This window comes from Aliidiomarina sanyensis (genome assembly GCF_003987175.1).
GTDB lineage: Bacteria > Pseudomonadota > Gammaproteobacteria > Enterobacterales > Alteromonadaceae > Aliidiomarina > Aliidiomarina sanyensis.
Genome location: NZ_PIPM01000003.1, coordinates 101,046 through 114,416 on the forward strand (window position 1 = coordinate 101,046; position 13,371 = coordinate 114,416).

At 50.5% G+C, this 13,371-nt stretch carries 11 protein-coding genes; 6 read left to right on the forward strand and 5 right to left on the reverse strand.

Annotated elements, in window-relative coordinates:
- The first annotated feature begins 157 nt into the window (after positions 1-157).
- Both CWE11_RS04195 and CWE11_RS04200 read left to right on the forward strand, forming a co-directional pair.
- Entirely contained in the window at positions 158-682 is a 525-nt protein-coding gene (locus CWE11_RS04195) for a hypothetical protein (protein ID WP_126776363.1), read from the forward strand.
- Positions 682-1,380: a 2OG-Fe(II) oxygenase gene (locus CWE11_RS04200; protein WP_126776364.1), complete on the forward strand. Its 699-nt coding sequence runs from the start codon at positions 682-684 to the stop codon at positions 1,378-1,380. The genes CWE11_RS04195 and CWE11_RS04200 overlap by 1 nt, the downstream gene beginning before the upstream one ends.
- Here the strand turns inward: CWE11_RS04200 and rrtA are convergent.
- The gene (gene rrtA, locus CWE11_RS04205) at positions 1,346-1,954 is read right to left on the reverse strand and encodes a rhombosortase (protein WP_126776365.1); all 609 of its coding nucleotides are present in this window, start codon (positions 1,952-1,954) and stop codon (positions 1,346-1,348) included. The two genes, CWE11_RS04200 and rrtA, sit on opposite strands and share 35 nt — an antisense overlap.
- Positions 1,955-4,396, reverse strand: coding sequence for an alpha/beta hydrolase family protein (locus CWE11_RS04210; RefSeq protein WP_126776366.1), 2,442 nt, complete (start codon positions 4,394-4,396; stop codon positions 1,955-1,957).
- 260 nt (positions 4,397-4,656) lie between these two features.
- On the opposite strand from CWE11_RS04210, the gene CWE11_RS04215 reads away from it, so the two are divergent.
- The 4 genes from CWE11_RS04215 to CWE11_RS04230 all read left to right on the forward strand — a co-directional run bounded on the left by CWE11_RS04215 (position 4,657) and on the right by CWE11_RS04230 (position 9,253).
- Positions 4,657-6,213: an AbgT family transporter gene (locus CWE11_RS04215; RefSeq protein ID WP_126776367.1), complete on the forward strand. Its 1,557-nt coding sequence runs from the start codon at positions 4,657-4,659 to the stop codon at positions 6,211-6,213.
- Between the two features lie 130 nt (positions 6,214-6,343).
- The gene (gene argE / locus CWE11_RS04220; protein ID WP_126776368.1) at positions 6,344-7,513 is read left to right on the forward strand and encodes an acetylornithine deacetylase; all 1,170 of its coding nucleotides are present in this window, start codon (positions 6,344-6,346) and stop codon (positions 7,511-7,513) included.
- A 26-nt stretch (positions 7,514-7,539) separates the two neighbouring features.
- A complete protein-coding gene (rnhB, locus tag CWE11_RS04225; protein WP_126776543.1) occupies positions 7,540-8,151 on the forward strand; it encodes a ribonuclease HII in 612 nt (203 codons plus the stop codon).
- 52 nt (positions 8,152-8,203) lie between these two features.
- Positions 8,204-9,253 (forward strand): hypothetical protein, encoded by a 1,050-nt coding sequence (locus tag CWE11_RS04230; protein WP_126776369.1) that lies wholly within the window; start codon positions 8,204-8,206, stop codon positions 9,251-9,253.
- 107 nt (positions 9,254-9,360) lie between these two features.
- On the opposite strand, the gene CWE11_RS04235 is transcribed toward CWE11_RS04230, so the two are convergent.
- The 3 genes from CWE11_RS04235 to CWE11_RS04245 are packed head-to-tail and all read right to left on the reverse strand — an operon-like array spanning position 9,361 to position 13,159.
- Positions 9,361-10,977, reverse strand: coding sequence for a dihydrolipoyllysine-residue acetyltransferase (locus CWE11_RS04235; RefSeq protein ID WP_126776370.1), 1,617 nt, complete (start codon positions 10,975-10,977; stop codon positions 9,361-9,363).
- 11 nt (positions 10,978-10,988) lie between these two features.
- The gene (locus CWE11_RS04240) at positions 10,989-11,966 is read right to left on the reverse strand and encodes a transketolase C-terminal domain-containing protein (RefSeq protein ID WP_126776371.1); all 978 of its coding nucleotides are present in this window, start codon (positions 11,964-11,966) and stop codon (positions 10,989-10,991) included.
- Positions 11,966-13,159, reverse strand: coding sequence for a thiamine pyrophosphate-dependent dehydrogenase E1 component subunit alpha (locus tag CWE11_RS04245; RefSeq protein ID WP_420808385.1), 1,194 nt, complete (start codon positions 13,157-13,159; stop codon positions 11,966-11,968). The genes CWE11_RS04240 and CWE11_RS04245 overlap by 1 nt, the downstream gene beginning before the upstream one ends.
- Between the last annotated feature and the right edge of the window lie 212 nt (positions 13,160-13,371).

Genomic DNA, 13,371 nt, shown 5'->3' on the forward strand with positions numbered 1-13,371 from the left:
GCCGCAAGGCCCCTTTTTTATTCTCAGCCTCGCCGAGAGGCTCACGGTCGATTTTATTTCGAAGTACCCCAACGAAAAGGGTTTTTTGAATGGGAAATCGTGGTAGATTCTAAACGTTACTGAAGCATAGACTCTATTCCATGAAAGGAGATTATCCATGACAAGAGCGCACCTTTCAGCCCTATTGAGCGCGTTATGCATAACTGTATTAGCAGCCTGCTCAGATAGAACTGATACCGCACAAGAGCGCGACATCTCTGATGAGCAAGTTACTCAGGAAACTAGTCCATCCGGAGAAAACTCCCGCGTGTACGACGAGCCCGTTCGGGAAACTGAAAATACATCTTTAACTGGCGATATGGAGCAAGATAGTGCAGTCATGCAACAACTACTCCGCCAAATGCGAATGCAACTTGGAACAGCAAGTGCCGATCATCCTGAACAATGTAAATTGTTGCCAATAGGTGAGAAGCCTTGCGGCGGCCCAGAGCGTTTTCTACTCTACTCTGAACAAGGAGTTCGAGATGAGGCTCAATTAATAAAGCTCGCTGAGCAATACACAGATTTAAGTCGTGAGTTCAATCGTATCCATCAAATGGTCTCTGATTGCCAAGTTCTCGTACAACCAGCTGTGACTGTGCGTGACGGTGTCTGCATGCCTATTGAGACAGCAATCTACTGATGACTGACTTTATTGAGATCATCGACAACGCGCTTGATCCAGCGTTTTGCCGGCAGCTCATTGATACCTTTGACCAAAGCCGTCATCGAGTTGCTGGGCGAACTGGCGGAGGGCTTGATTCTGAAAAGAAAATAAGTGAAGACCTTTACCTGAATAGGCACCCTGAGTACGTGGCGCAGCTAAAAAAAATACAGCAAGTCACGTACCGGCACGTAGTGGAATACTGCAAAAAGTATCGGTTTATGCTTATTGCTCCAGTGGGTATGACAGTTCGACATCCGCAGACAGGCGAAGCTATCAACTTAACTCACGAGAACTTTGACGAGGTGGCCGCGGGTAATGAAGGTGCTTACCTTCAATATCTCTACCGAATTGGTGATATTCAAACTCAAAAATATGTGGCCGGCAAAGGCAACTACAATTATTGGCATTGTGAAAACTACCCATCTCCTCAGGGGGCAGAACCTCTACATCGTACTCTATTGTTCATGTTCTATCTGAATGACGTGACTGAAGGTGGCGAGACCGACTTTTACTACCAGAACAAGAGCATTCAGCCGAAAAAAGGACGAATGGTCATTGCGCCTGCTTACTTCACACACACGCACCGGGGGCGGGTTCCCATATCGAACGACAAATACATTCTTACTAGTTGGGTGCTATTCAATCCAGCGTCACGGATTTATCAGACCGCCTAATCCGACTTCGACTCACTTGCCAACCCGCGACAAACAGCCCGCCGACCATACCAAAGAAATGAGCTGCGGTGGCGAGGTTTGCTGTACTTGCAGCGCCAAGTGCCACGGGTCCTGCAATATATTCCCAAGTCACCTTGAGGAGCACCCCTATTAATAGAATCCAGCCAAAACGCACTTTTTTATACACATCCAGCAAGGCTCCCCAAGCGAAGAGACCGTATAACACACCCGAAAAACCGACATAGCGATCGATTTCCGGGGCAAACCACAACATCCCTAAATTGCTGAAGAGTGCCAAGAGCGTTACAACAGCAACGTAATGCCAACGTGGAGCATGTTCAGCAAACAACAAGAACATCACCCAGACACCCAGAATATTGAGCACTAGGTGCGAGATATCGAGGTGCACTAACTGCCCCGTCAGAATCCGCCAGTACTCCCCCGCTTCAATCAAGTCTCGCTCAAATGTGAGTTGAAAGCGCCACGCGTCCGGCACCACATAGATCAAAAACAAAAGTGCTGAGACCCCAATAGGCCCCAGCACATAACGCCGTTCCAGTGGCAATGCGAGCACTTAATCACGCTCCGGGTACAAATAGTTCCACCATTCAGGCTGGTCTTTCAAATGCTTATCGAAGAATGCCATGTAGGTATCCCACCAATGGAAGCGCGCATCACGGCCAAGAATATGGTGATCCTGCCCCATGTACTCAACAAGTTCGACATCTTTCCCAAGCAGCTTGAGTGCCGTATACATATTATGGCTTTCGCCCGGAGGAACGTTGGTATCAGCATCACCGTGAATCAACAGCATCGGATTGGTCACGCGGTCCGCGCGATATACCGGGCTTTGCCCCACATAGAGGTCACGATTGTTCCAGGGGAAGCTGTTCTTGCTCGCTTCACCGGAATATAAGAAGCCCCACCATCCTTGTCCCCAATAAGAGGTAATGGCACTAATCCCTGCATGAGACATCGATGCTGCATAGATGTCGGTCATGGTGGCCAGTAGCATAGTCATAAAGCCACCGTAACTTGCGCCAAGGTGTCCAACCCGTTCAGCATCTACATAAGGATGCGCTTCTAAAAATTCTGTGGTGCCTTGAATGATATCTTCCGCTGTATATTCGCCCCATGCATTCACATGGCGCGCAGAGAAATCTTGACCATAGCCAATGGTGCCCGTTGGCTGCAATACATAAACGATATAGCCCTGAGCGGCCCATTGATTAAAAGGATAGCGTCCTGTAAATGCTCGCTGGACTGGCGTCGTACCGCCATAATAGTAGACCAAGGCCGGGTACGTGCTTGATTCATCGAAATTGGGCGGATAGTACACTCGCCCTTCAATGGTATCCCCGTGCTCGTTGGTGAAGTTCCATTCCTTGGTTGGCTTGATCACATTGTGCGCGAACGCAATCTCCTTGCTATCCCATAAGGTGCGCAACCGTCCATCCGCCACATCGAGTTGCACCACTTTCTGCGGTGCGGTGACCTGTGTTCCCGCAAACACAATGCGAGGTAATGCGCCATGGCTAGCAGTGACTTGATCGACCACCTCAATGTTAGTGCTCACTCGCATAAACCGACTGCGGCGCGTATCGAATCGATACAGCTGTGTTCCATCGCGCTCTGTCACACGCAACAGTAAATCGCCATTACCGAGTGACTGTGCACTGCTAATAGCGGGGTCAAACGAACGGCTTAAGCCCTCAATGGTTCCATCTCGACGCACTCGATAAAGTTGACCATCATAGTTATTGCTCAACTTATCTTCAGCCAAGCTTGGATCCCGTCCAGCCCCGTCTCCAAACTCAGGCCCAGCAACCATATAGACATCATCATTCACATACACAGCGGTGTTGAACGTCCGGTGTTGACCGAAATCATGGCGCTCACCATTTCGTAAGTCGAGTTCGAAGACATCCACGCGAAAATGAGGCGGCGCCGTGTAGTCGATTTGACGTTGCGAGAGCAAAATACGGTGTCCTGACGTGTGAACATCCTGTAATGTAATGGACGACGCGGCTGAGGTGAGTTGCCGTAAAGCTTTCGTCTCGGTATTCAGTGAGAACACTTGGCTATTGTCACGGAAGCTGCTCCAGCGATCTTCGAGCGCCTGATATCGCTTGCTCAGATCATTGTCAGGCTCACCGGATTTGCGCCAGTTAAAAACCAAGTGCGTATCGTTTAGCCAACGGAGTCCTTGCAATCCGTTGAGATCTGCCGAGACTTCATAGTGGTTCAAGTCATCTAAATTCAGGACCTGCACCTTCCCACCACTCACATAAGCTAACTTATGATCAGTGGGGTGCCACGCAAACTGCCCTGCACTGGTATCCGTAAAGCGAAACGCAATGCGATTGTTCTCAAGGTCGTGCACTACAAGCGTAGTCTGGGCCGTATTTCCAGTGGCTGGAGTGTAACGGTTCTCTCGCCATACCAGATATCGGCCGTCTGCTGACAGGTCGAGACCACTGACAGTCGGCGCATCGAACATTTGTTGTGCAGAGAGACGCCATTGTGCCGGCCATGCGCTGTCAATGACATCGTGTTCTGCTTTACCAGTCCAATCGAAATCAACCGAAGACCAATCCGTAACGCCTTCAACCAGCAGTACCAATTTGTGATCACCGGTCTGTAAATTCAGTTCCAACTGATTTCCGGAGAGATTGATCCGCTGCCCATTAAGGTATGCGGTGACCTGCTCGAGAGATTTGAGTTCGAGTTTTCCTTGAGTGAAACGGTCAACCCGTAGTGGAACACGCAATACATGCGCAGGAGCGCTTTCAGCGGAACGAAGTGCGGAGCCCTCTTCCTGAAAATAGAACAGCCACGGCTGAACCAAGCTGTCCCGCACCTGTTGAACGTGCAAGGTATCTTTTATCTGGACCAATTCGTTTTGCGCGTCAACTGCGTGAACGCGAACATTGCGTTGATCAACTGCTAACGCACTTAAACTCCACGTGCTCGTCAGAATGGTCGCAAGTGCAAGCGAGAGGGTTCTCATGTTCATAAAGAGACTTCCTGTTATCAATCGAAGTAATTTCCATCTGAGCTCGATGTGCTCATATGACGGCTTTTGACCCTATCTTACCGAAAACCGCCTCAATGCGAAGCATTGTTCGACCATGTCACGAATATCAACGTTAAAAAACGGTGAATTCTCAAACTATCCAAATACCAATGAACCATGTATGCTTACTCGGTTTTCAACGCATTTACTACGATACACACCATGATAAAAACAGTGGATAACCACGGGGAAATACATTTATGAGCGCACAGAAAGACGCCTCTCCAGCTGAGAGCGGTTTGCTCAACCGCATCCTCAATAAAGTCGAAGTCATTGGAAATAAACTACCCGACCCGGCCGTGATGTTCGCCGGCCTGCTGGTCATTGTGTGGTTTTTGAGCCTGATTTTTGCCCAATTTTCATATAGCGAAATCGATCCACGCTCCGGTGCTCCGGTTGTGATCAACAATTTGCTTGCGCCTGATGCGCTCGCGAACTTCTTAGCGACCATGGTCGTAACCTTTACATCATTCGCCCCACTCGGGGTGGTGTTAGTTGCGATGCTTGGTATCGGGGTTGCTGAACGCAGTGGCTTTATCAATGTAGGAATTAAGCTACTCCTGAATAACACTGCGAAATTCCTCCTTACGCCTATTTTGATTCTAGTGGCGATCGTCAGCCACACAGCGGTCGATGCGGGATATGTGTTGGTGATTCCGCTCGGGGGCATCATCTTCTACGCGGCGGGCCGACATCCTCTAGCAGGGATCGCGGCTGCATTTGCGGGTGTATCCGGTGGCTTTAGTGCCAACTTTGTCCCAAGCGCCATCGATCCAATGTTACAGGGGATTACGCAAGAAGCAGCGCGTCTTTATGACCCAAATATTCTTCTAAACCCTTTGAACAACTGGTACTTCACCGCAGCATCAACCTTGGTCGTGGTGTTAGTCGGTTGGTATCTGACGGATCGTGTTATCGAGCCACGTCTAAAGGGAACCGAAGTTGACGGCGATCCGGAAGAAATGCCTCAAATTGAGGAAGTGAATGCGCGCGATCGCAAAGCATTTACCGCTGGTGGTCTCACCATGATTGGTGGAATTGTCCTCCTCGTTCTTGCGGTGTGGCCAGAAACTTCGGCATTGCGCAACCCTGAGGGTGATATTGCCGCCTTTGACGCGCCTTTGATGCAGTCCATTGTGCCTATCATCTTCTTGTTGTTCTGGCTTCCAGGCATCGTCCACGGATATGTTGCGGGCACCTTCCAGCAGTCCAAAGATGTCATTATGGCGATGTCCAAGACCATGGAAACCATGGCCTACTACCTGGTCATGGCCTTTTTCTGTGCGCTCTTTATCAAAGCCTTTGGTGATTCGAATCTCGGTATTCTGTTGGCCATGAAAGGTGCAAATTTCCTCCAGTCACTTGCAGTCCCAGGACCCGTCACCTTGGTTGGTATCGTCTTCTTGGTCGCGGTAATTAACTTGTTTGTCGGCTCAGCAAGTGCAAAATGGTTGCTCATTTCACCCATTTTCGTCCCCATGCTGATGCAACTGGGGATCTCACCTGACTTAACACAGGCGGCTTACCGGGTCGGTGATTCTGTAAGTAACATCATTACCCCACTGCTGCCGTACTTCCCGCTTGTAGTGGTTTACTGTCAGCGATATGTGAAGAACACTGGAATCGGAACCCTCGTTTCCATGATGCTTCCATACAGTGTCGCCCTCGGTATTATTTGGACCGCATTCCTATTGCTCTACTGGGCGTTGGGAATCCCACTCGGCGTGCAAGCAAACTACGTCTATCCCGCGGGTTAACCTTCCCGCTGAACCCCCGCCAAACGCCCAGATAATCTCTGGGCGTTTTTCGTTCGCAGCCTCAACCAGCACTCCCTTCAGATAGCGAAGCATGGTAGGATGAACGACGTTATTTTGAACGGAGTTTTTTATGGCGTCGTCCACCCCTCCTGGTTTTTTAGAGATGTATCGGCAGCTGATAGCAGCCCCTTCCGTATCATGCTTAGAACCCAATTGGGATATCTCCAATCGTCAGGTGATCGAACTGCTTGGAGACTGGTTAAAAACACTTGGTTTTCACGTTGAAATTCAAGAGCTTGAACGACAAGCTGGGAAGTTTAATCTATTGGCTACCATGAATCCGCCCAACGGCGTGACCGATGGTGGACTTCTGCTCGCTGGACATACCGATACAGTTCCTTGGGACGAAGGCCGTTGGACACGCGATCCGTTCACACTCACCGAAGCGGATAATAAGCTCTATGGATTGGGCAGCGCGGATATGAAGGGCTTTTTTGCCTTTGTCATCGAAGCCATCCGTGATCTTGATATGCGTCGACTCACCAAGCCGTTGCGAATTCTCGCCACCGCAGATGAAGAAACCACGATGGCGGGCGCTCGGGAACTGCGCCGATTTGCCGACCTTCGTCCAGATTATGCTGTGATCGGCGAACCAACCAGTATGGTTCCAGTCCGCATGCACAAGGGTCACACGACAGACTGCATTCGAATCACCGGACGTTCGGGACACAGTTCCAATCCAGCCGCAGGTCTCAACGCAATCAACATCATGCATGATGTGATTGGTCGTTTGAAACACCTGGAACAAACGTTCAAAGATAAATTCCACGAGCCGGCTTTTGAAGTACCTTACCCCACATTAAATTTCGGACATATTCACGGTGGCGATGCTGCGAACCGAATTTGTGCCTGCTGTGAGTTACACATGGATATGCGGCCCCTTCCAGGAATGCATGTGAATACTCTCAACGAAATGCTCCATGAATGCCTTGCGCCAATTCGTGAGCAGTACGCTGGGGCTCTACAAGTCGTTGCAATGCACGAACCGATACCCGGCTATGCGACCCCCGCAGATGCCGCTTTGGTCCGTATGGCGGAGGCGATCAGCGGCCACACGGCCGAGCCTGCAAACTATTGCACTGAGGCCCCTTTTATTCATGATCTTGGTTGTGAAACCATTGTGATGGGCCCAGGCTCCATCCGCCAAGCCCATCAACCGGATGAGTTTATTACGCTAGCCGAGGTTCTGCCCGCACAGCAGAAAATTCGCGCATTAATTGAGAAGGCATGTTGCGCATGAGTGTTGCGAATGGGCCAATGCGGGGAATGAACGTTGAAACCCTCCCGGTCTTATCGGCCGAACTTCTGATCTGCGGAGCGGATGAAGCAGGTCGCGGCCCAATCGCAGGCCCAGTGGTTGCCGCTGCGGTGATACTTCACCCGGAGCAACCCATCGAAGGAATCAAAGATTCCAAGAAACTGAGCGAAAAGAAACGCGAACGGTTGAGCGAAGAAATCAAATCGAAAGCATACTGTTGGGCCATTGCTCAGTGTGATCCAGAAGAAATTGACGAGCTCAATATCTTGCAAGCGTCGTTACTCGCCATGAAGCGTGCCATTGAGGCCTTACCGGTTGCCCCAAGCAAAGCATTAATTGACGGCAACCGCGCGCCCAAATTATCGATTCCAGCACAGGCCGTTATTCAAGGTGATGCAACGGAGGCGACGATCGGGGCCGCTTCGATTCTTGCCAAGGTTGAACGCGATCGCCAAATGTTACTGTGGCATCAGCACTTCCCACACTACGACTTTGCGAAACACAAAGCCTATCCAACGGTAGCTCACCTCGAAGCACTTCGCACACACGGTATTTCGCCGATTCACCGGAAAAGTTTTCGACCGGTCCGTGAACTAATTGAAGCAAAAACGAATCCATAACATGTCCATCACATTTAAAAAAATAAAAATGAACGCAAAAGGAGTTTATTCCATGATGTTCCCATCTCGTAGCCGTTTACTTATGGCTACAATCGTCGCAAGCGGCATTCTTGCGACGACATTTAGCGCGTCTGCTTCGGCACAACAATTTACCGATGCGCAGCGTTCTCAGCATACACTTGCTTGTGTTCAAGAAGCACAAGCGGCACAGCCCTACATTCTGGGCGGTATTGCCATGAATGAATTAGCCGATATGATCCGAGATATGGACGCGCAAGCGGGCGACAGCCCCGGCCATATTCGGACACTGACTCGCATGGTTTCCATGTACGAAGCTTGGGAGCAGATTGCAAGTCGACACTCCGCTGATGAATTCCTTGAGTACGACACTTGTAGTTTTTCAGGTGGATTTGGGCTTCTTTTAGCGCCCGCAGTTGCCGAACACTGCAATCAATCTCAGTTTAATTTTTGGTGTGTCAGCATGATCACTGACTACAACTTTGTCGCTCCAATGCACACCAATGATCCCGGTCGCACCCTGTTTGCCGAGCGCGATCAGCGTTGCCAATCTTTCAATCAAGAATACGCACAAATTCTTGAAGAAGCGGAAATGGCAGGCGCTATTTCTGATGCTCGCCTACAGCAAATGCGGCAAGATATGTATCGCGTATTCGAACAAGCAGCGCAAAACCGTGCTTACGAGGACCCCGACCAAGCAGAAGCAACATTCCTCGACTTCGCAAATAAAGCGATAGTATTTGAAGAGCGTCGTCTCGCGGGCGTATACGGTTCGGTCCGCAATGGCATGCGCGCACTGATGCTCGAAAACACGCACCAGTGGGATACGTGTATTCGCACGGGCGGTGGTCCCGTTCCACAACAAGAAGCCAACTTCAGCCCGTTTCGGGCATTTGATGAGCTCGAATGGTGCAATATCGAGTCACAAGCCATGCTTTCAGATGACAACGTCACCCAGGAGCGCTTTACCCGTTACAACCAGCGCTGTGCTGAAATTGCCTTCTTCGATGAAGATATCGCGCTTGTCTGCGACCACGATGCACAAACGCCATTTTGCCAAGTGCATTACGAGAAAGCTGAATAGACTTATATTTCGATAATCCGAGCAAAGATAACAAAAAGCCAAGGCGCTTTGCGCCTTGGCTTTTCTTATTCTAAACACATCGCCTGAATGCGGATGAGCCGCTGTGTTTAGCGCATTACAGTGAGCATCTGGACGGGGTCCTCTAGGAAGGTCTGCCAGCGCTTGTTGAAGTTGGCAATGGTTGCCCCATCAATAAACCGATGGTCGCCCGACCAGCTCGCGGTCATGATGTCCCGCCCCACGACTGACCCATCGGCCGCGAAGCGTGGCAATGTCTGCACTTTTCCAAGAGCCACAATGGCCGCTTCTGGTTTATTGATAATAGGCGTTGTTACCGTCCCACCGACCACTCCGATATTCGAGATGGTAATGGTGCCACCTTTCATATCGGCTTGAGCTACTTTTCCTTCCCGGGCAGCAGCAGTTAAACGGTTCACTTCCTCGGCCACTTCAAGTAGTGATTTTTGATTCACCTGTTTGATATTCGGGACCATTAAGCCAACCTTGGTGGCCACGGCCATGCCGATGTTGTGGTCATCAAAATAGGTAATCTCAGTTCCTTCGTCGTTTAGCTGAGCATTGAGAATCGGGAACTCAGTCAGTGCGAGCGACAGAGCCTTAATAAAGAATGGCATAAGGGTCAGACGCACACCCTGCTCCGCGTATTGGGCCTTCATGCGCGCATGAAGCGTACGCAATTCTGTAAGGTCAAATTCCTCAGCATAGGTAAAATGCGGAATGGTACGAACCGACTCGGCCATTTGACGCGCCATCGCTGCTCGAACCCCACGCATCGGCTCCGTCCGAGTACCACCTGATTTCGCCACGGGCTTCGAGGACGTGGCCTCCGCCTGTGAGGCAACAGGTGCATTGGAGGTTTTCAGATCTTCTTTTAGAATCCGGCCTTTCTTACCAGAACCTTGGACTTGCGTGAGATCAATACTCTGCTCACGTGCACGTCGACGCACGGCTGGGCTCGCCAGAACTTTGCCGGGTGCCGCCGCTTGCGGCGCCTCATACTGACCGCCTGCGGCACGCGCTGTATCGGCCTCCCGCTGGGTTGATTCAGCGGTCTCGCTTTTCTTAACCGCTTCCGCTGATGGTGTAGTAGTTGACGTTCCTCCAGCACCAGCACCCGCTTCAGCCAATGCAAATAAAGGTTCGCCTACTTTCGCAATCTCGCCTTTCGCATAATACAATTTTGCGACGGTTCCATCGGACTTCGCTGGAATCTCAACCACCGCCTTATCGGTCATCACTTCAACGACTACTTCGTCTTCAACGACCGAATCACCCTCGGCAACTCGCCATTCAACGATTTCGCACTCAACAATGCCTTCACCAATATCCGGCAGAATAAAATCGCTCAGGGCGGCAGATCCCGCATTCGACGTAACCTGCTTGATCTCTTCCGGTGCCGAATCTGCTGGTTTTACGGGTTGTGGCTTACTCTCCGCTTGTTTTGGCGCTGCGGCCGCCGCTTCGCCTTCAGCATCAATGGCGAATAATGGCTCACCCACTTTCGCGATATCACCCTTGGCATAATAAAGCTTCGTGACGGTCCCATCGAATTTCGCCGGGATCTCGACCACCGCCTTATCGGTCATCACTTCGACAACGACCTGATCCTCTTTCACTGAATCGCCTTCCTGGACCTGCCATTCGACGATTTCACACTCAACGATACCTTCGCCGATATCCGGTAAAATGAAATCCGTACTCATGTGCGTTCCTCTTAATAATCCAGTGACCGTTTGATCATTTCATAGGTCTTCAGGTGATCCGAGAAGTATTCCTTCTCATGTGCCAGCGGATACGGAGTATCCAGTCCAGAGGCACGCATCACAGGTGACTCAAGGTATAGGAAGCAGCGCTCTTGAATAGTCGCTGCGACCTCACTACCGAAAGCCATCGTGTGGGGTGCTTCTTGGCTTACGACAAGACGGCCAGTTTTCATCACTGATTTTGCAACGGTGTCGACATCCCAAGGAAGGATGCTGCGGAGGTCGACGATTTCAACGCTCACCCCATCTTTCGCAGCCAACTCAGCGGCTCGCTCGATCACTTCAATCTGAGCACCCCAACCCACCACGGTAACGTCACTGCCATCTTGTACGACTTCAGCTTTTCCAAGCGGAATGGTGTATTCCTCTTCGGGAACCTCGCCCACTGCGGCACGATACAAACGCTTTGGCTCCATAAAGAGCACTGGGTTTGGATCAAAAATAGCACTTAACAACAGGCCTTTTGCTTGGTATGGATTCCGAGGAATAACAATCTTCAAGCCGGGCGTATGCGCAAAATAGGCTTCCGGTGATTGTGAATGATAATGACCACCGTGAATTCCACCACCGTAAGGAGTTCGGATGGTTAAACCACCGACATTGAACTCATTTCCTGAGCGGTAGCGAAACTTCGCAGTTTCATTCACGATTTGGTCAAACGCTGGGAAAATATAGTCACCGAACTGAATCTCAGCGATCGGGAAGCTCCCTTGCGATGCTAAACCGTTGGCAAAACCAATGATCCCTTGCTCAACCAATGGTGTGTTAAAGCAGCGATGGCGGCCATACTTTTCTTGCAGACCACTGGTCGCACGAAACACGCCACCGAAATGCCCCACATCCTCCCCGAACACCGATACTTTGTCATTTTTTGCCATCGCCACATCAAGGGCACTGTTGATGGCTTGGAGTAAATTCATCTTGGCCATTACTGCACGCCCCCTGACGTTTTTGGATACGCATCTGGATATTTTTTAATGTGTGCTTTGAGTTCTTCAAGCTGCGCTTTCAAAGCATCCGTCGGTGCATCGTACACGTCGTTGATGATCTCATCTACGTGGGGAACTGGAACCTTTTCAGCATCTTTCAATGCCGCAAGCACTGTCTCTTTATGGGCTTGATATTGTGCATCAGCCTCATCTTCGGTAATCCAGCCTTTCTTAACCAACCAATTGCGGAACCGAATCATCGGCTCGCGTACACGCCGCGCCTCTTCTTCTTCTCGCGTACGGTAACCTGTTGGATCATCCGAGGTCGAGTGACCCGCCATCCGGTACGACATCGCTTCAATCAACACCGGTTCATTCTCTTCCACCGCTAAACGACGCGCCTCTTGGGTCGCCGCATAGACCGCAAAGATATCGTTACCGTCAACGCGAATCGCTTTCATACCGTAACCGGTGGCGCGCGGCGCAATACCGTCGCCAGCAAATTGTTCAACGGCTGGCGTCGAGATGGCATAGCCATTATTCCGACAGAAGAAAATCACCGGTACTTTAAACACTGCTGCCATATTAAGGCCTGCGTGGAAATCGCCCTCTGACGCAGCCCCTTCCCCGAAGTAGCAAAGCGTACACGTCTTGTCGCCACTTTGCTTTTGACCAAATGCGTACCCAGTGGCTTGGGGAATTTGGGTGCCCAAAGGCGAAGAGATGGTCATAAAGTTCAGTGCGGCGCAGCCATAATGCACCGGCATCTGACGTCCTTTGCCTAAATCTTTGGCGTTCGAGAACAGCTGATTCATAAACTGTTCAATGGTAAAACCGCGAAAGGCGAGCGCACCTTGTTCACGGTATTGTCCCATAATCATGTCTTCGAACTGCAACGCTGCAGCAGAGCCGATCGCTGCTGCCTCCTCGCCCAGTGAAGATAGATAGAAGCTAATCCGTCCTTGCCGTTGGGCAGCAATCATACGCTCATCCAATACGCGAATGAACTGCATCGTGCTGAACATTTTCAATGCCAAATCTTTCTCAATCTTAGGCAGTTTGGCGCCTTTATGGACGGTTCCGTCCTCTTTCAAGACTTGGAACATCGGGATATCCAGCGCATTTGCTGGAATGACCTGAAGCTCGGTCGTGACCGCAGTTTTTTGCGGGTCCTTTGCCATTTGCTTAGCCATAGCTTTCTCTCGTGTACTGACCATCGTCAGCTCAGTTCTGGATTTAGATTTTTATCATGGTTCCGGTGAGCACGCACGTCCACCCAAACCTTAAATTTGTTTCGCCAACTTTACCTTTACGTAAACGTCGTTGCAAATATCTTCCGGGCCATCATCTGCTTCTATTTTACCTTGTGCGTACACGAGACGATACAACCGAATTGCAACGCCTT

Coding starts and splice junctions, on each gene's coding strand:
- CWE11_RS04200 (WP_126776364.1), top strand. CDS start 682: ATGACTGACTTTATTGAGATCATCGACAACGCGCTTGATCCAGCGTTT.
- CWE11_RS04195 (WP_126776363.1), top strand. CDS start 158: ATGACAAGAGCGCACCTTTCAGCCCTATTGAGCGCGTTATGCATAACT.
- CWE11_RS04210 (WP_126776366.1), bottom strand. CDS start 4,396: ATGAACATGAGAACCCTCTCGCTTGCACTTGCGACCATTCTGACGAGC.
- CWE11_RS04245 (WP_420808385.1), bottom strand. CDS start 13,159: ATGGCTAAGCAAATGGCAAAGGACCCGCAAAAAACTGCGGTCACGACC.
- argE (WP_126776368.1), top strand. CDS start 6,344: ATGGCGTCGTCCACCCCTCCTGGTTTTTTAGAGATGTATCGGCAGCTG.
- CWE11_RS04215 (WP_126776367.1), top strand. CDS start 4,657: ATGAGCGCACAGAAAGACGCCTCTCCAGCTGAGAGCGGTTTGCTCAAC.
- CWE11_RS04230 (WP_126776369.1), top strand. CDS start 8,204: ATGATGTTCCCATCTCGTAGCCGTTTACTTATGGCTACAATCGTCGCA.
- CWE11_RS04240 (WP_126776371.1), bottom strand. CDS start 11,966: ATGGCCAAGATGAATTTACTCCAAGCCATCAACAGTGCCCTTGATGTG.
- CWE11_RS04235 (WP_126776370.1), bottom strand. CDS start 10,977: ATGAGTACGGATTTCATTTTACCGGATATCGGCGAAGGTATCGTTGAG.
- rnhB (WP_126776543.1), top strand. CDS start 7,540: ATGAACGTTGAAACCCTCCCGGTCTTATCGGCCGAACTTCTGATCTGC.